The sequence below is a fragment of the Aurantimonas coralicida DSM 14790 genome, from assembly GCF_000421645.1.
Lineage (GTDB): Bacteria > Pseudomonadota > Alphaproteobacteria > Rhizobiales > Rhizobiaceae > Aurantimonas > Aurantimonas coralicida.
In genome coordinates this window covers 540,228-558,038 of record NZ_ATXK01000002.1, presented here as the reverse complement: position 1 = coordinate 558,038, position 17,811 = coordinate 540,228, and the positions used below count along the sequence as shown (strand labels likewise).

General features: G+C 66.3%; 15 protein-coding genes and 1 tRNA gene. 6 read left to right on the top strand and 10 right to left on the bottom strand.

All coding sequences use genetic code 11. The features are described from left to right. Positions 1-27 precede the first annotated feature (27 nt). Together H536_RS0107250 and H536_RS0107245 are read right to left on the bottom strand one after the other, a co-directional pair. A complete protein-coding gene (locus H536_RS0107250) occupies positions 28-561 on the bottom strand; it encodes a disulfide bond formation protein B (RefSeq protein ID WP_009210769.1) in 534 nt (177 codons plus the stop codon). Between the two features lie 11 nt (positions 562-572). Beyond that, positions 573-1,154: a YqaA family protein gene (locus H536_RS0107245; RefSeq protein WP_024349833.1), complete on the bottom strand. Its 582-nt coding sequence runs from the start codon at positions 1,152-1,154 to the stop codon at positions 573-575. 154 nt (positions 1,155-1,308) lie between these two features. On the opposite strand from H536_RS0107245, the gene H536_RS0107240 reads away from it, so the two are divergent. Together H536_RS0107240 and H536_RS0107235 are read left to right on the top strand one after the other, a co-directional pair. Beyond that, a tRNA-Leu gene (locus H536_RS0107240) sits at positions 1,309-1,393 on the top strand. A 26-nt stretch (positions 1,394-1,419) separates the two neighbouring features. Then, on the top strand, positions 1,420-3,072 hold the full coding sequence (locus tag H536_RS0107235) for an AMP-binding protein (RefSeq protein WP_024349832.1): 1,653 nt from the start codon (positions 1,420-1,422) through the stop codon (positions 3,070-3,072). A gap of 7 nt (positions 3,073-3,079) precedes the next feature. Here the strand turns inward: H536_RS0107235 and H536_RS0107230 are convergent, their stop codons facing one another. From H536_RS0107230 to H536_RS22450, 4 genes are all read right to left on the bottom strand, one after another. Beyond that, the gene (locus tag H536_RS0107230; protein ID WP_024349831.1) at positions 3,080-4,357 is read right to left on the bottom strand and encodes a GNAT family N-acetyltransferase; all 1,278 of its coding nucleotides are present in this window, start codon (positions 4,355-4,357) and stop codon (positions 3,080-3,082) included. A 128-nt stretch (positions 4,358-4,485) separates the two neighbouring features. After that, on the bottom strand, positions 4,486-5,037 hold the full coding sequence (locus tag H536_RS0107225) for a DUF924 family protein (protein WP_024349830.1): 552 nt from the start codon (positions 5,035-5,037) through the stop codon (positions 4,486-4,488). A gap of 136 nt (positions 5,038-5,173) precedes the next feature. Continuing rightward, complete coding sequence (locus H536_RS0107220; protein ID WP_483294824.1) at positions 5,174-6,325, bottom strand: CobW family GTP-binding protein; 1,152 nt, start codon at positions 6,323-6,325, stop codon at positions 5,174-5,176. An 11-nt stretch (positions 6,326-6,336) separates the two neighbouring features. Beyond that, on the bottom strand, positions 6,337-7,629 hold the full coding sequence (locus tag H536_RS22450) for a D-alanyl-D-alanine carboxypeptidase family protein (RefSeq protein WP_244495378.1): 1,293 nt from the start codon (positions 7,627-7,629) through the stop codon (positions 6,337-6,339). Positions 7,630-7,940: 311 nt separating this feature from the next. Between H536_RS22450 and H536_RS0107210 the strand changes: the two genes are divergently transcribed. Continuing rightward, positions 7,941-9,110 (top strand): M20 aminoacylase family protein, encoded by a 1,170-nt coding sequence (locus tag H536_RS0107210; RefSeq protein ID WP_024349827.1) that lies wholly within the window; start codon positions 7,941-7,943, stop codon positions 9,108-9,110. A 43-nt stretch (positions 9,111-9,153) separates the two neighbouring features. Here the strand turns inward: H536_RS0107210 and H536_RS0107205 are convergent, their stop codons facing one another. Continuing rightward, positions 9,154-10,254, bottom strand: a complete 1,101-nt coding sequence (locus H536_RS0107205; protein ID WP_155898414.1) for a GGDEF domain-containing protein — start codon at positions 10,252-10,254, stop codon at positions 9,154-9,156. Positions 10,255-10,428: 174 nt separating this feature from the next. Here H536_RS0107205 and H536_RS0107200 point away from each other — a divergent pair, with 174 nt between their 5' ends. The 3 genes from H536_RS0107200 (at position 10,429) to H536_RS0107190 (ending at position 13,601) form a co-directional block, all read left to right on the top strand. Further along, positions 10,429-11,334 (top strand): Crp/Fnr family transcriptional regulator, encoded by a 906-nt coding sequence (locus H536_RS0107200; RefSeq protein ID WP_244495377.1) that lies wholly within the window; start codon positions 10,429-10,431, stop codon positions 11,332-11,334. Positions 11,335-11,761: 427 nt separating this feature from the next. Then, entirely contained in the window at positions 11,762-12,379 is a 618-nt protein-coding gene (locus H536_RS0107195; protein WP_024349824.1) for a CarD family transcriptional regulator, read from the top strand. Positions 12,380-12,731: 352 nt separating this feature from the next. Next, positions 12,732-13,601 (top strand): RNA polymerase factor sigma-32, encoded by an 870-nt coding sequence (locus H536_RS0107190; RefSeq protein ID WP_009210780.1) that lies wholly within the window; start codon positions 12,732-12,734, stop codon positions 13,599-13,601. 88 nt (positions 13,602-13,689) lie between these two features. Here the strand turns inward: H536_RS0107190 and H536_RS0107185 are convergent, their stop codons facing one another. The 3 genes from H536_RS0107185 to thiP all read right to left on the bottom strand — a co-directional run bounded on the left by H536_RS0107185 (position 13,690) and on the right by thiP (position 17,786). Continuing rightward, entirely contained in the window at positions 13,690-15,213 is a 1,524-nt protein-coding gene (locus tag H536_RS0107185) for a M48 family metalloprotease (RefSeq protein WP_051141551.1), read from the bottom strand. A 213-nt stretch (positions 15,214-15,426) separates the two neighbouring features. After that, positions 15,427-16,161, bottom strand: a complete 735-nt coding sequence (thiQ, locus tag H536_RS0107180) for a thiamine ABC transporter ATP-binding protein (protein ID WP_024349822.1) — start codon at positions 16,159-16,161, stop codon at positions 15,427-15,429. Then, positions 16,158-17,786: a thiamine/thiamine pyrophosphate ABC transporter permease gene (thiP, locus tag H536_RS0107175; RefSeq protein WP_024349821.1), complete on the bottom strand. Its 1,629-nt coding sequence runs from the start codon at positions 17,784-17,786 to the stop codon at positions 16,158-16,160. The genes thiQ and thiP overlap by 4 nt, the downstream gene beginning before the upstream one ends. Positions 17,787-17,811 lie beyond the last annotated feature (25 nt).

Genomic DNA, 17,811 nt, shown 5'->3' with positions numbered 1-17,811 from the left:
GCCGGTCCGCCAGGCCCGGCGGATGCTTCAGGCGAAGCGATCGGCCTTGGCAACCGCGCTGCGCAGCGCGACGGCGGCAAAGAGGGCCGAGGCAATGGCATTCCAGCCGGCGAAGGACAGGCCGAGGAAGCGTCCCGCCGCCTCGTCGCAGGACGGCGGCCGGATGGCGTCGATCGCCGACAGGAGGTCCCCGCCGCCCAGATCACCGCCGCCAACCTGCGCGCAGTCCGTCGGGCCGGGCCAGTAGCCCCATTCGACACCGGCATGGAAGACGCCGAGATACAGCGACACCAGCATGATCACGCCGATCGCCAGGAGAAGCAGCCGGGTCAGCAGCGCCGGTGCGCGGCCCGCAGCCGCCACGAAGGCGACCAGCGCCAGCGGGATCGCCACATAGTAGGGAATGCGCTGCTGCAGGCACAGCGCGCAGGGAATGTAGCCGCCGACATACTGGAACAGCAGCGCCGTGCCGACCGTGATCGCGGTCCCGGCGAGGAGGAAGCCGGAAGCCAGCGTCTGTCGAAAGCCGGTCGGGCGCTGGAAGCGGTCAGTCAGTGCCATGCCATCATCCGTTACATCATATAGCGAACGGCGACGAAGCCACCGAACAGAAGGATCATGAAGAGGGTAAAGAGCAGCCCGAGATTCTTCTCAATGAAGCCCTGAATTGGGGCGCCGAAGCGCTGCAACAGCCAGGCCACGAAGAAGAAACGGAGGCCGCGACCGACAATCGAGACGATCGTGAAGGTGACGAGGTTCAGCCCGGTGACGCCGGAGAAGATGGTCAGCACCTTGTAGGGAAACGGCGTCAGCGCTGCGAAGAGCACGGCCCAGCCGCCCCATGCGTTGTAGCGGGCGCTGAGTTCGGCGAAGGCGTCGGCCTTGCCATAGATCTCCAGAATGGGCTGGCCGATCAGGTCGAAGAACAGGGCGCCTATGGCATAGCCGAGAAACGCGCCCAGCACCGATGCGACGGTGCAGATGAGCCCGATCCGCACCCAGCTGCGTGGCCGGGCGATGACCATCGGAATCAGCAGCGCATCCGGGGGGATCGGGAAAACGGAGCTTTCGATGAAGGAGACGGCGGCCAGGCCGCGCTCGGCATGGCGGGTCGCGGCAAGCGACATGACCCAGTCATAGAGGCGGCGGAGCATGGCGGATGTCCGTGGAAGCAAAACGGGGCTGACCCTGTCGCCCGCATAGGACGATCGGCAGGCGAACGCAACGGACAGCGAAAGCCGATGCGCGGACCATTGACCCGAAGGGCGCCGCGGCTATAGTCCGCCAACGAACGGATCTGAACCGTTCGCCCCTGTGGCGGAATTGGTAGACGCGCGCGACTCAAAATCGCGTTCCGCAAGGAGTGCTGGTTCGATCCCGGCCAGGGGCACCAATGTTCCGGCACAGTCTCGGAACGCCATGACGACCACCGACACCCCCTACGATCTTCTGTATTCCGGGTTCCACTGGGACTTGCCGGCCAGGTTCAACATCGCCGAGGCCTGTGCCGATGCCTGGGCCCGCGACGAACCGGATCGAATCTGCCTGATCGAGGATCGCGGTGCCGAGCCGGCGGCGACGATGAGCTATGGCGAGTTGGCGCGGCGCTCGGCGCGGCTGGCCGCCGCCTTCGCAGCGCGCGGCGTGACGCGCGGCGACCGAGTGGCGATCGTCCTGCCGCAGAGCTTCGAGACGGTGATTGTCCATCTGGCCGTCTACCGCCTCGGCGCCATCGCCGTGCCGCTGGCGCTGCGCTTCGGACCCGAGGCGCTGGAGTTCCGGCTGCGTGCCAGCAGCGCGAAGCTGGTGGTGATCGACGCGAACGGCCTGCCGGTCCTGGAGGAGATCACCGGGGCCCTGCCCGATCTCACCGACATCGTCACCGTCGGGGCGACCCGAGGCGACCTGCCTGAACTCGGCGATCTCGAACGCGCGGCGGCGGGCATGGCGGCCATTGCCGAGACCACACCGGACGATCCGGCGATGATCATCTTCACCTCCGGCACAACCGGCTCCCCGAAGGGCGCCTTGCACGGGCACCGGGTGCTTCTCGGCCATTTGCCGGGCATGCGCTTTCACCATGAGAACATGCCGCAGGCCGGCGACCGGATGTGGACGCCCGCCGACTGGGCCTGGGCCGGCGGTCTTCTCAACGCGCTGCTCCCGTCCCTGCTGCTCGGCGTACCGGTCGTCTATTCGCGCGAACGCTTCGACCCGGCCGCGGCCTTCACGCTGATGGTCCGACAGAAGGTGCGCAACGCGTTCCTGCCGGCGACGGCGCTGCGGATGATGAAGGGCGCTGCAAATGCTGAGGCGCTCGCCGGGCTCGATCTGCGCACGGTCGGCTCGGCCGGCGAGACGCTGCCCGCCGACACCTTCGTCTGGGCGCGTGACGTTCTCGGTGTTACCGTCAATGAATTCTACGGCCAGACCGAGTGCAACATGGTGCTGGGATCGGCGGCCGCCTTCGGCGTCTCCCGCGCCGGGGCCATCGGCAAGCCAGTGCCCGGCCACAAGGTGGCGATCGTCGATGCGGACGGCCGGGAAGTGCCCCGTGGCGTCACCGGCACGATTGCGATCGCCGCGCCCGACCCGGTCATGTTTCTCGGCTACTGGCAAAACCCGAAGGCGACGAGCGAGAAATTTCGCGGAGACTGGCTCCTGACCGGCGATCAGGGACAGATGGACGCGGACGGCTATGTCGAATTCGTCGGGCGCGACGACGACATCATCACCTCCGCCGGCTACCGGATCGGACCGGGAGAGGTCGAGAATTGCCTGCTCGCCCATCCGGCCGTCCACATGGCAGCCGTCGTGGGAAAGCCGGATCCGCTGCGCACCGAGATCGTGAAGGCCTACATCGTTCCCGCGGACGGCCATGAGCCCGGCGACGATCTCGCCCGTACGATCCAGCTCCATGTGCGCGAGCGGCTGTCAGCCCACGAATATCCCCGGGAAATCGCCTTCGTCGACGCGATGCCGCTGACGACCAGCGGCAAGATCGTGCGGCGTGAATTCCGCGATCGTGCCGCGCGCGAAGCGCAGGGCGCGGCGAAGGCGAGCGCAGCCTGAAGGCCGGTCAGCGGAAGGACAGCATCCCCTGCACGCGCTGGCGCATGATGCGCGCGAGATTGCGCGAGCGGCGCATGGAGGCCAACCCCCGGGCGACCTTGTCGACACGCCCCCCGGTTTCCTGGGTCAAGCCAACGACGATCGTGCCCACCGCGATGCGATCGGGCCAGAAGCGGTTCATCACGAAATGGTCGGGGACGGTGCAGGAATCGGCACGCTCAACGGCGGGATCGGCGAGCAATGCCTGCGTCGCGGCGGCGACGATCTGCTGGCCCGGAGACGTGGCGGCGAAAGCCTCGTCATAAGCGGTCTTCCAGGTGTAGGCCTGTCCGCGGTCGACGAGCACGACGAGGCTCGCCACGGGGCGACTGCCTGTCTTCAGCGTATAGATCCTGACTCGGTCGTCCTGTGCGAGCGCGTTGATCGCCTCGCGGGCGAAGGCGGACCGGTAGCGGTCGATGATCAGCGCAGTCCGCGCACGGCCCTTCCATCCGCTTGCCTCGAGCGAGAAGAAATCCTCCAGCGCCAGCCGCACGTCGTCGGGTTGCCGGGCAGTCTCCAGCGACACCGGACCGGTTGCCGACAGACGACGGGTCTGGCGGGCGAGTTCCCGGCGGCGGCGGCCGGAGAGCGGACTTGGCCGAACGGTATCGGCGCTCTTGATCAGCGCTGCGCGGGACACGCGGTTGGCGACGGCCGTCGGCAGACCAGCTTTCGCGGCGGCGGCGAGCAGTGTCGTCGCCATTGATCCGTCGATGCGCACGTCCGGAATGACGAGCACGTCGGGCAGGCCGAGTTCGGGGGCGGTCAGGGTGGACAGGAAATTCGACAGCGTGCCGGCGGGATCGTCGCCGTCCACCGGCAGCGTTCCCAGAGGACCGAAGGGATGCGTCCAGGCACGGATCGTCGCGACGCCGCCAATAAAGGCCGACCGTTCGACCGAGAAAGGCATCAGCAGGCGAAGCCGGCTGCGGCTGCCCTTCTCGTCGCGCACGACCATGAGACGCACCTTGCGGTCGTCGAGACGCGGCATGGCCGGTGCGAGAAACTGCGGGTCGAAGAACACGTTGGCTTCGATCGCGCGCCGCGACAGATGGGCCAGTTCGTCGATCAGGCCGAAAACTGCATTCGGTGCATAGATCGACAAATGGCGCGAGACGCGGCCGAACGGAACCGTCAGATCGAGTTCGGGAGTCGCATTCACCGGGCCCTCGTGCAGCGGCACGACCGAGGCCATCGGCGGGAGTCCGCCGATGAGATCACTCATCGAGGGTTTGGCTACCATGGGTCACCTTCAGCAGCCCCTGCCTGATCCGCTGGCCACGCATCATGCGTAGTCGGCTACAAAGTAGCGGGAGGGGCTTAACAAGGCATATGCCGAGGACTTTAAAAAAGTACGGACTTCACCCGGAATCAGCCGGAAAATCCTCCGGAGGCAAGAAACTCGAGCTCTTCGGGGGTGGATTGGCGCCCCAGGACGGCATTTCGGTGCGGAAATCGGCCGAAACGCGCGATGATGTCGCGATGCTCGGCAGCGGCCTTGCGGTTGCCCGCCCCGCCGATGGTTTCCATCCACTCCACGCAGGCTTCCTGATCCGCGAGATTCTCCGAATGCATCAGCGGCATCGCGAGGAACGCGTTCAGATCCTCGCCCACAATCCGGTCGTCGCCACGGGCAAGCGCCGTTCGGGAGATCGCCAGCGCCTTGGCATCGGTGGCGAAGGCCTGCGGCGAATTGCGGAAGATGTTGCGCGGAAACTGGTCCAGCAGAATGACCAGCGCCAAAGCCCCAGTAGGCTCTTCGATCCAGGCATCGCGGTCGCCCGCTGCCGCCTGCTCGTAGATATCGCCAAAACGCTGCCGGATCGTCGCATCGAAGGCATCGCTCTTGGCGAACCACCGCTCAGGCCCGGCGTCTCGCCAGAAATCGACGATGATCTGGGGATCGATCGCATACTCGCTCATGTCGGACCTTCATTGCAGGGACGGGGTTTCAGGCACCGCCCCCAGATAGGATCGCGGCCACCGCGAAAGAAGATCGGACCGGCTTGGCTTCCCTGCACAGCCGCTTCCGCTGCAAGGTGGTTGGTGAACGAGCCACTCAGGGAAAGCTGTAGCCCGGCACCGCCAGCGGGTTGTCTTCCAGGGCCGTGCGGTCGGGCGCGTCGACGCGCGCGCCGCCGGTGAAGGCGGCGAAGAGATCGCGGACATAATTTTCGGGCAACGCATCACCGATGAGCACGATGCGCGTCTCGCGGCGGGTCCCCTGCGGCCAGGCGGCAAGTTGCGCCGGGGGATGCTGGTACTCGCGAACACCATGCAGGACGACGGGGCGATCCGAGGCTTCGCGCAGATGGACGATCGCCTTCATCCGAAGGATATGCTCGCCCTGCGTGGCGCGCAGCAGGTCGAGAAACGCCTCGACCGCTTCCCAGGCGACGGGGTTTGATTCCACCAGCGAAAACGACCGGACGCTGCCATGGTGATGGCTGTCGCCCGCATGTTCGTGACCTGGGCCATGGTGGTGATGCCCTGCGTGGTGTGCATGGTCCGCGTGCACGCCATCACAATTCGCCTCCGACCGGGCTTCGGCATCATCTGCGAGCCCCAGCCAGCGCCTTGCATCCACCACGCCGGTGGACGGATCGTAGAGGCCGCAATGCAAGAGCCGGTCGGCCAGGGGCAGGCCATCGCCGGCCTCGACCAGTCCGGCTCCGGAATTCAGCCCCCGCACGGCCGCATCGAGTGCGGACCGTGCGCCCTGGTCGGCAAGGTCGGCCTTGGTGACGACGACGCGGTCGGCGATGGCGACCTGCCGGCGCGCTTCACTGCGCTCGGCAAGATTGCGGCTTCCGGCAAGGCAATCCACCACTGCGATCACGCCATCGAGAACGTAAGCCTTAAGGAGCGCCGGCTGCGCCATCAGCGACGCCAGGATCGGTGCCGGGTCCGCAAGCCCCGTCGTCTCGACGATCACCCGCTCAAGAGGCGGTTCTCGGTCGGATCGGGGACGCTCCGCCAGTTGGATGAGGGTCTCGACGAGTTCGCCGCGCACGCTGCAGCACAGGCATCCGTCCGACAGTTCGATCACACCATCGCTGGACTCGGTCTCGATCAGAAGCTGGTCGATGCCCGCCTCGCCGAATTCGTTGACCACGACGGCCGTGTTCGTGACCGCCGGCTCGGCAAGCAGGCGGTTGAGTAGCGTCGTCTTGCCGGAGCCGAGGAAGCCGGTGAGGACGGTGAGGCGGATCGGGGCGCGGGTCAGTTTGCCGGCCGTTCTGCGGCGCTCGGCACCGGCGCCGTCGTCGCCTTGCGCAGATCGCCAGCGTCGTCGCGCCGGATGGCGAGCCGTGAGGTCTTGCCGTCCCGATCGATGCCCAGATCCGTGGCGCGCCCGTCGACATCCCCCGAGCCGGTGGCTTCGACGACTACTTCCTTTTCCTCCGTCTCGACTGCCTCCCCGGAGGGTGCCGCTGGCACGGGCGCATCGGTCGGTGCCGGCACTTGCGGCGTCGCATCGACTTCGGCGGCCGGCGCCGGCGTATAGTCGGGGCGTGGGGTCGGCAGCGGAATGCCATAGGCGGAGATGATCGAGATGCCGGGCTCGGCAATAGCGTTGCCGGCGGCGCCACCGAGGGCGACTCGGAAGACCACCGGCGAGCGGTCAAGATCACGCAGGTAGGGCGAGCCGAAGGTCTGCTCGCGGTCGCGTTCCTCCACACGCTCGTTGGCCCGCGCCGTACGACCTTCCGCCGAGCAGATGTAATCGGAGACATCCAGCGGCTCGGTGCTGGATGCGACCGGCAATTCGTCCACCCGAATGTCGACGGAGGCGGGATCGGTTGCAAAGCCCGCCTCGAGGATTTCGGCCGACAACCGCTCGCGCGGAATGGTGCCGTTCGCGCCGATCACCACCGCCACGAGCGTGCGGCCGTTGCGGGTCGCAGACGACACGAGATTAAAGCCCGAGGCGCAGATGTAACCGGTCTTCATGCCATCGGCGCCGTCGAAGCGACCGAGCAACTTGTTGCCGTTCTTCAGGATCGCAGTGCCGTTGGAGATCGCCTCCGTACCGAAATAATCGGCGAAGGCTGGAAATTCGCGGCGGATCGCAACACCCAGAATGGCGAGATCCTTGGCGGAGGTATGTTGCCCTTCCCCCGGCAGGCCATTGGCGTTGATGAAACGGGTGTCCTGCATGCCGAGTTGCGCGGCGGCATCGTTCATCATCGTGACGAACTCTTCCATCGATCCGCCAACCGTCTCGCCGATGGCATAGGCAATGTCGTTGGCCGACTTCACGAGCATCATCCGCAGGGCGAAGTCCAGACGGATCACCGAGCCCGGCTTGAATCCCATCTTGCTGGGAGCTTCAGCAGCGGAGCGGCGCGTGACGATCACCGGCGAGTCGAGGGACAGCCGGGATTCGCGAAGCGCCTTCAGCGCCAGATAGGCCGTCATCAGCTTCGTCGTCGAAGCCGGATAGCGCCGTTCGGACGCATGCTGCTGCGACAGGACCTTGCCCGTCGCCACGTCCACGACGATCGAGGCCATTGGCGGCGCCGTATCCGTCGCGGCTGCGTCGGCCTTCGCTGCCTGGGCCAGTGCGGGCCCGCCGGCCAGGGGCACGACAGCAAAAACAAGCGCCAGAAGGCAAACGAGGGGAAAAACGGGAAATGGTCGGGACGCGCGCGTCTTCACGCTGGATTCCTTCATTGATTGCGGTCAGGCTGCCGTTTTTCGTCGATCCGATAAAGCAGACGGGCGCCTAAGCTTGGGCTGTGTCCCAAGCATGGCAATGCCGGGTTGACGCATCGACCTCACATTCCCTTGTAGGTCCGAACCAGAGAGTCGGAAAGTCGCCCATGCCTGTCAACAACCGAATCGCGGATGCTCAACCGGAGATCGCCGGCTGGCGCCAGCACCTGCACCAGCGTCCCGAACTGCTCTACGAGGTCCACGAGACCGCGGCGTTCGTTGCCGGCAAGCTGCGCGACTTCGGCTGCGACGAGGTGATCACCGGAATGGGCCGGACGGGTATCGTGGGTCTGGTGCATGGCCGAAGCGGTGCGGGCGGGCCGATGATCGGCCTTCGCGCCGACATGGACGCGCTACCGATCACCGAGGAGACGGGCGTCGCCTACGCGTCCAAGGTGCCCGGCATGATGCATGCCTGCGGCCATGACGGCCATACGACGATGCTGCTCGCCGCCGGCCGCAGCCTTTGCGAGACACGCGCCTTCGACGGAACCGTGGCGCTGATCTTCCAGCCTGCAGAGGAAGGCGGCGCCGGGGCCAAGGCGATGATCGATGACGGGCTGTTCGAGCGGCTGCCGCTCAGCCGCGTCTACGGCATGCACAATCTGCCGGGCATGCCGATCGGCCGGTTCGGCATGCGGGGCGGCCCGATCATGGCCTCGACGGACGAGTTCGTGATCACCGTCGACGGGCGCGGCGGCCATGCCGCCCTCCCCCATCGCGCAGTCGACCCGATCGTCGTCGGCGCGGCCATTGTCCAGGGGCTGCAGGCGATCGTCGCGCGAAATGCCGATCCGCTGCAGTCGCTGGTCGTCTCCGTCACCCAGTTCCATGCCGGCTTCGCCCACAATGTGATCCCGGACGAGGCCGTCGTGTCGGGAACGGTCCGGGCCCTGTCGCTCGAACTGCGGGAACTCGCCGAAGCCCGGATCCGCGAGATCGCGCAGGGGATCGCCACCGCCCATGGCGCGCATGTGCGGGTCGACTACGATCGCAATTACCCGATCACCATCAACGATCCGGCGGAGGCCGAGTTCTGCGCCGGGATCGCCGCCGACATCGCCGGGGCCGATGCGGTGGATTCAGCGGCGGCGCCGTTGATGGCCGGCGAGGATTTTTCCTACATGCTGGAGAAATGCCCCGGAGCCTATGTTTTCATCGGCAATGGCGACAGCGCCAGCCTGCACAGCGCCAGCTATGACTTCGCCGACGACGCTCTCGTCTTCGGCGCCAGCTATTGGCAGCGCCTCGCCGAGGCCGCCCTCGCCCGAAGCTGAGGGGTCCGCGCGCGTTTCCGGCCGTGGTCAGTAGGAGAATGCGTCAGCTGGCGAGCGCCAGCACCTTAGTTTCGTCGAGCGACACGATCTCGCGCAGTTGAGGGCGCCCATACACAACCACCTGGTCGCGTCCTGCGCTTTTCGCTTCGTAGAGCGCCGCATCGGCGCAACGATACAGCGTGTTCGGATCGTCGCCATGCTGCGGCGCTCCGGCAACGCCGATGCTGACCGTCAGCGACAGGTTCCGGTCGCCGGCGATCAGCGGAGCCGCTTCGATGGCGTGCCGAATGCGCTCGGCCGTGCGCCGGCCTTGCGGCAGTCCGGTCTGCGGCAGGATCACGGTAAATTCCTCGCCGCCATGGCGGCAGACATAGTCGCCTTCGCGTACGCAGGACCGCAGGATACGGCTGACGGCCTTCAACGCCTCGTCGCCGGTCTCGTGTCCATAAGTATCGTTGACCTGCTTGAAGTGATCGAAATCCACGACGAGCAGCGTCACGCCGATATCCGCGCCGCGACCTTGTGCCAGTTCCTCCGCGATCAGCGCGTCGTAGGCCCGACGGTTCGCAAGGCCAGTCAGGGCATCGGTGAAGGCATCCACCTCGAGGCTCTGTTCGCGCCGCATCATGCGGGTCTCCCGCTGCATCATCGACCCCATCACGAAGACGCCCGCGACATAGGTCGGCACCACGAAGGGGATCAGGTTCAAGGTGAAACCCAGCGGATCTGGCAACGGCAGCAGGACGAACAGTCCGATATGAGCTGATACGAGCAGGCCGAGCACGACGAGATGACGACGCCGCGCGGTCTGGCCATGCCGGTACAGTCGGCCCCAGATCAGCCCAACGCCGGCGGCCAGCACGATCGTGGCGACGCCGACGGGCGCACCGGCACCGCCTAGCCCCATCCGGTAGATCGCGCCGGCGAGACCTGCCACCAGCGCCGCGGGCCAGCCGACGAACGCTCCTGCCAAGGCGACGATGACGCAGCGCGTATCGACGATGATGCCGTCGGCGAGATGCGCCGGAGAGAGCATCGAAGCGACGGTGCCCATCGCGAACACAGGCGCATGCAGCCACCGCTTCAGCGCCGGGTCCGACATCAGGCGCTCGATGGTACCGAACGCCAGAGCGATCAGCGCCATCAGGCCAAGCCCGTTCAGCAGCACTAGGATGAGGTCAAGATGGGCCACAGCGCTCGGTCAATCGGATCATTGAACTCGTTCGACTATGCCGGCAATTTTGTTCGAAACGGTTAATGTCCGGTATCCGGGCAACAATTTGCCTACTCTAGACGGGTAGATCGCACGTCATCACCATTGCATGATGCAACCATCCCAGGCAGCGGGCGCCGTGTCTTGCAGGCAAACCATTTGCCTGTCATGCCGAAGGTGTCGGTCAAGCGGAATGGGGCTGTGGCGCGGAATGCCATCGTCTTCACTCTCGACGGAATGGAAGGATGTGCATTGGCGACTGACGCCCATCGAAAGCTGATCACCCGCCTCGACATGATCGCGGAATTGAACGACGAGGATCGCGCCGCGCTGTCGGCCCTGCCCATCGCCGTTCGTGACGTCGCCGCCGACACGGATATCGTCAGCGAGGGCGAGACGGTCTCCCATTGCTGTATCCTCATCGAAGGCTTCACCTATCGCTATCGCAACATTCGCGATGGCCGCCGGCAGATCATCGCCTTCAACGTCCCGGGTGATATTCCGGACCTACACAGCTTGCATATCCGCCGGATGGACCACAGTTTTGCGGCCACCACCCCGTCGCGCGTGGGGTTCGTGTCTCACAAGGCCGTCTGGAACCTCTGCCGGGAGCGGCCCAATGTCGCCGCCGCCCTGTGGCTCGAAACACTCATCGACGGCGCGATCTTCCGTGAATGGATCGTCGGGCTCGGCCGCCTGTCCGGCAAGAGCCGCACGGCGCATCTTCTCTGCGAACTCGCGGTCAGGTTACGGGCCGTGCAGCTTGCGCCGGACCTCGTCTATCATCTGCCGTTGACCCAGCACGAACTGGCCGATGCGCTTGGCCTCACCGTCGTGACGGTGAACCGGGTGCTGCAGGAATTCAAAGCGGAGAACCTGATCGAGCGGGAGCGTTCCCGCATGACGATCAAGGACTGGTCCGCCTTTGCCCATGTCGGCGACTTCGATCCGCAATACCTGCACTTTCGCCAGGAGGTGCACATGGTACCGGGTTCGCCGAAGGGGAACTGAAGGCCGCGCCCACCCGCTGATTGCCTGCGTCGCAGACAGGTGGATGGAACCCGTACGACGTGGCACGCCGCGAATCGCGCCGCGCGGATGCTGCGCCGCGACGAACGACCGCCTAAGTGGCAGAAACCTTGAATTTTTCGTCAGATTGGTGTAGGGTCGTCACACAGTCGGCCTCATGGCCAGCTCTTGACGCCGTCCAGCGCTCTCGGGCCTGTCCGAAAAGGATGCTTCCCTACCGAGAAGAATGTCCGTCCGCTTGCGACCGCTCGGTCCATGCGGCGCTCATGCGGGAACACGGGAGGCGATTACACCGATCGACTGCGGTCCGGCAAGTACCACCGGGCCCCAAGCAAACGGCGGCGCCTGCGCCGCCACCCGTGTCTAGCGGCTGCCGCGGCCAGGCACAACAGGGAGTTTAAAAAAGCGTATGAGCAGTCAGAAGAAGGCTTCCAACCGCCAGGGTTTCAAGACCGGAGAGAGCATCGTCTATCCGGCTCATGGCGTCGGCCAGATCGTAGCGATCGAGGAGCAGGAAGTAGCGGGCATGAAGCTCGAGCTCTTCGTCATCGACTTCGAGAAAGACAAGATGCGCTTGAAGGTCCCGGTCGCCAAGGCCGAATCCGTCGGCATGCGCAAACTCTCTGAAACGGACTTCGTCGAGCGCTCGCTGAAGGTCGTGCAGGGCCGCGCCCGCGTGAAGAAGACCATGTGGAGCCGCCGCGCCCAGGAATACGATGCCAAGATCAATTCGGGCGACCTGATCCAGATCGCCGAAGTGGTCCGCGACCTCTATCGCGCCGACAGCCAGCCCGAGCAGTCCTATTCCGAACGCCAGCTCTACGAAGCCGCGCTCGGCCGCATGGCCCGCGAACTCGCGGCCGTCAACGAGGTCTCCGAGACCGAGGCGGTGCAGCTGATCGAGCTCAACCTCAACAAGGGCCCGAAGCGCGTCGCCAAGGGTGAGGAAGAAGCGGAAGCCGAAGGCGAGGCCGATGCACCGGCGGCTGCCACCGGCGAGACCGACGAGCAGGAAAAGGCGGCCTGAGGCCGCCTTCGAACATGACTATCGTCCACGGACGAAGCCGGGCCGGCCACCGCAAGGTGCGCCGGCCTTTCTTGTGGCGCCGGGCCCCGAGCGCCATCGTTGCCTCTGCGTGCAAACTGGCATAGGCTTCACACACGGCGATCCTGATCGCCTTTGCGCGATCTTGCGCGCCGGCCGCCATCGGCCCGGTTCCCTTGCCGAATACGGCACCCCCGCTACCTAAGCCAAAAAAGTTTTCCCCTCCGGGAACGTTTGCGGCCAATCCGTGTTTCATGAACACCGACGCGTGAACCCGCAAGCAGCCTCGCTCGGTAGGCCACAGCGCCTCATAAGCTTGACCGGAGGGTAACCGATGAAGTCACAGTCCGCTCGCCGTACGCTGATCCGCGCGGCCATGTCCGCCCCGTACCTGCAGCGCGAAGAAGAGTACGAACTGGCGGTGCGCTGGAAGGAAAAGCGCGACCAGGAAGCCCTTCACAAGATTACCTCCGCCCATATGCGCCTCGTCATCTCGATGGCCGCCAAGTTCCGCCATTTCGGCCTCGCTATGAACGACCTCATCCAGGAAGGCCATGTCGGTCTTCTGGAGGCAGCGGCACGGTTCGAGCCGGAGCGGGAAGTGCGCTTCTCCACCTATGCGACGTGGTGGATCCGGGCATCAATCCAGGACTACATCCTGCGCAACTGGTCGATCGTTCGCGGCGGCACCTCTTCGGCCCAGAAGGCTCTCTTCTTCAATCTGCGCCGGCTGCGGGCACGGCTCAGCCAGGGCGCCGACGGCGGCGTGACCGGCAGCGCCATGTACAAGGAAATCGCGACGGCACTGAAGGTGTCGGAAGGCGACGTGGCGCTGATGGATTCCCGTCTGTCCGGCCCTGATTCCTCCCTCAACGCCCCCCTGATGGAAGACGAATCTGGCAGCGCCGACCGACAGGATTTCCTCGTGTCGAACTCGCCCCTGCCGGACGAGATGGTCTCCGTGTCGATCGACGACGAGCGTCGCGTCACCTGGCTGCACAGTGCCCTCGACGTTCTGTCCGAGCGCGAGCTGAAGATCATCCGCGAGCGCCGCCTGCAGGACGACGGTGCCACCCTGGAAGCGCTGGGCACCAAGCTCGGCATCTCCAAGGAGCGGGTGCGCCAGATCGAGACCCGTGCGCTGGAAAAGCTGCGCGCTGCGCTGCTCGAGACCAACGCCGACCGCAGTGCCTATGTGAGCTGATCGCCAGCATCACTTCCAACGAAAAAGGGGCTCCCGATCGGGCGCCCCTTTTTCGTTGGATCGCAGTCTGGCGCCAGGGGGAGACCGGTTACTCGGCGACGATCTTGTACCGCGTACCGGGCTTCACGTTCTCATTCGCATCGAGATCGTTGAGCAGCCGGAACATCGCCGTCTTGCCCTCAACCCCAACCATGCGGGCGGCCAGCGAAGCCGTACTGTCGCCGGCCGATGCCGTGACGATCCGGATGCGCAGCGGCTTCAGGCTCTCCTTCTCGGCCGTCGAGAGAAGCCGGAACGAGTTCGCCACCTTCCCTGCGATCCCGGCCGCCGTGCCCGCGGAACTTGCCTGCACGGCCGTCAGAAAGCGATAGACCTGTCCGCCGACCCGCACCACGGTGACGTCGAAGACATATTCGCCGCCCTCAGCCCGGGCCGACACCGCGTCGAGATTGCCGATCTTGAAGGCCTGGATGCTCGACGGGTCGAGCCCGCCGATCCAGCCGCTGTTGACGTAGTCGACGAGGCCGGTGGTCTTGGGCAATGCGACGCCATCGAACCGGATCGCGGTGTCGTTGGGGCCGCTCGCCAGCACGGCCTCGGCGGTGTTGTCGATGACGAAGCCCTTCGGCACTTCGAAGGTGATGCCGAGACCGGGATGGTAGAAGCGCTGCTCGCGGACATAGCCTTCGACGGCGGAATCGCCGAACAGCATGCCGTCGATGCCCGCCAGATAGCGATCGCGATCCGTCGCCCCCGTGCCCGGCTGGCCGTATTCCCGCGCATGCCGGTTGGCGAGATCGATGCGTTGCGGCGCCGACGGATGCGAAGAGAGGAAGTCCAGCTCGGGATCGCCGGCCTGGAAGGCCGTGCGGATCTTGGCATAGGAATCCATCGCCTGCAGGAAGCGCGCGGCGGCGAACGGATCGAAACCGGCCTTGGCGATGTGGCGAATGCCGAGAATGTCGGCCTGCAGCTCCTGCTGGCGCGAGAACTGGGCAAGGCTCAGCTTGCCGCGCGCCAGGGCGACCTGCCCGGCCGGCTCGCCCGCCAGCACTTCGCTGACGACCCGGCTGGCAATCTCGGCGGCCTGCTCGCGCTGCTGGCGCTCGATGCCGTGATTGGCGGTAATATGCGCCATCTCGTGGCCGATCACCGCAGCCACCTCGGCCGAATCGTTGGCCAGGGCGACGAGACCACGGGTGATGTAGACGTAGCCGCCCGGCAGCGCGAAGGCATTGACGTTGGGCGAGTTCAGGATGGTGATGCGGTAGGCGCGGTTCGGATCGTCGGTCTGGGCAGCCAGCTTGCCGACGATGGTGGCGAGCGTGCGCTCCAGCTTGGGATCGGAATAGGCGCCGCCATAGGCCGCCAGGATTTTGGGGTGCTGGGAGCGTCCGATGACCGATTGCGGATCGCTGCGCTGGACGTTTTCGAAGGTAATCGGACGACGCGTCGCAGCATATCCCGCCTGCACGCTGCTGCTGGCAGGCGACAGGCCATCCAGCCCCGCTTCGATCGTGGTGCAGGCGCCGGTCGCCAGCAACGCGCCGAGCGCGACACCGCCGATCATGCGGCGCACAAGGCGTCCCGCACGACCAGGACCGGAGTTCATTGCCATCGCTGCGATCGTCGCCCCCACAGAACCGCTTCGCTTCCCGAGACTCAAGGCTTATCCGAACCGCTGTCACACGGGTTAGGATCGATCAGCAACAGATTTCGAAAAAGCGCCGCCGCTTGCCTCGTGCCTTCCCTGTCCGCTACCGGGAAAATCCGCCGGAAATACGTCAGTCACGAAGTTAGCGGGCCGGTCCCTTGTCGGTCGGGGTCAAGGTCGTTCCCTAGGCGCGACGGTGCCGAGATAGCGCGCCACCCGCGGATCGCCGTCTCCGGCCAACAGGGCGCGCGTCGGCCCGATCGCCGCGATCTCGCCGGCGTCGAGAAATGCCGTCCGGTCGGCGTGGCCGACAGCATCCTCGGGATGGTGCGTGACCATGACGATCGCCGGCGGATCCGCGCGCCCTACCCGCAATTCGGTCAGGATCGCCAGCATCTCGCGGCGAAGAGCAGGGCCAAGGGCGGCGAAGGGCTCGTCGAGAAGGAGAAGCGGCCGATCGCGCAGAAAGACCCGCGCCAAGGCCACGCGTTGCCTTTCGCCGCCCGACATCTCGGCCGGGCGCCGCTTGCCGAAGCCCGCCAGCCCGACCGCGTCCAGAGCCGCCTCGACGCGGCGTCTGTCCGCGGCAGCCACCCGGAGATCGGGCGCGATGCCGAGGGCGACATTGCGGAAGACGTCGAGATGGGGAAACAGATTGTTGTCCTGGAAGACGATGCTGAGCGGGCGTTCCGCCGGCGCGACACCAGCCATCGCGCGTCCGTCGACGGCGATCGTGCCCGCGGAGGGCGCAGCGAACCCCGCTACGAGGTCAAGCAGCGTCGACTTGCCGGCGCCGCTCGGACCGATGACCGCCAGCCATTCGCCAGCCTCCACCGCAAGATCGAAGCGCATCTCGCTGCCGCCATGGGCAAAGCGGACGTCATCGAGGACGAGGGCCTTCTTCATGCCGGATGGTCCCTTCGTGTCAGTCCGCGCTCGGCCAGGGCCATCAGCGACAGGCACAGGATGCCAAGGAGCAGCGCCAGTCCGGCCGCGTCGGCCGTGCGATAGCTGCCCATGCGCTGCAGCAGGAGATAGGGCAAGGTCACCAGGTCCTGGCTGCCGAACAGGGCGATGGCGCCGAGATCGCCGAGCGAGATCGCCAGGGCGAAGGCAAAGCCGAGGGCAACCGGCGCGCGCAAGACCGGCCAGTCCACCACCCGCAGTCGCGACAGACCTGCAAGGCCGAGGCTGTCGGCCAACCGGCCAGTCGCCTGGTTGGCCGCCGCCAGCGCCGGCCCGACGATGCGCACGATGAAAGGCACGGCCATGGCGGCGTTGGTGGCGACCACGACATAGGGCGCAGCGGCAAAGACGTCGGTGACCTGCCGCAGCGCGAGGAACCAGCCGGCCCCGACCACGATGGGGGGAACAACGAGCACGAGACTGGCCGTCGTCTCCAACCCGTCACCGAGCGCCTGCCTGCGTGGGGACAGCCGGTCCTCCGGCGCGTTGCGCAGCGCCTCGACGGCAAGGACGATGGCCAGCGAGACGGCCATCGCAAGAAGCGCGGCGGCCGTCGCGATGACGATGCTGGTGATCGCCGCACGATGGACCGCCGGATCGGCCAGCAATCGCGCCAGGTCCGCTTCCAGGCCGCGCACCACCACCGCGACGAAGGGCGCCAGGACGAAGCCGATGCCGAGGAGCAGCACGAGCGCGTCCACCGCGGCCCGCGCAGGACTGCGGCGATCGTAGCGCAGCGCGCGGCCGCCAAGGCCGAAACCGGCGGCGACATCGCCGCCGAGACGGGTCGCCAGCCACAGGACGATCGCTGTCAGGCCGATCTGGACGAGCGACAGCGTGATCGCACGGCCGGGATCGAAGTCGTAGCGCAGCGACTGGTAGATCGCGACTTCCAGCGTCGTGGCGCCGGGCCCGCCCCCCAGCACCAGAACCAGAGTGAAGCTGGTGACGCAGAGCATGAAGATCAGGCTTGCGGCCGCCGGCAGTGCACCGCGCAGGGCCGGCCATTCGACAAGCCGGAACGTGGCCAGCGGGCTCAGCGACAATTGCCCGGCGAGCTTCCAGCTTTCGGCCGGCACGCGATCGAGCCCGGCCAGCATCAGCCGGGCGGCCAGCGGCAGGTTGAAGAAGACATGGGCGATCAGGATGCCGGAGAGACCATAGATGTCGAGCCGCGCCAGTCCGATCGCCGCGAAAGCATCGGAGACGAGACCGTTGCGGCCCCAGATGGTGAGGATCGCCAGCGCGCCGACCAGCACGGGCAGCACCTGCGGCAGGAGAAACAGGCGCAGCACCGCACGGCGACCGGGAAAGCGGGCACGATGCAGGGCCAGTGCCAGCGGGATGGCGCCCACCACCGACAGGAGGGTCGACAGCACCGCCTGCTCGAGGGTGAACAGGACGACGCCGAGGAGATAGCGATCGCCGGCCACCGCCCGAAAATCGGGTACGGCGCCGGTCGCAAAGAGAAGCACGACGAAGGCACCGGCGAGGAAGCCGACGAGGATACCGGCAGCGCCGAGGCCGAGGCCGATCCGCCAGGCACGATCCGCAGCACCGGTCATGAACGCCTCACCGGGACGCGCGCTC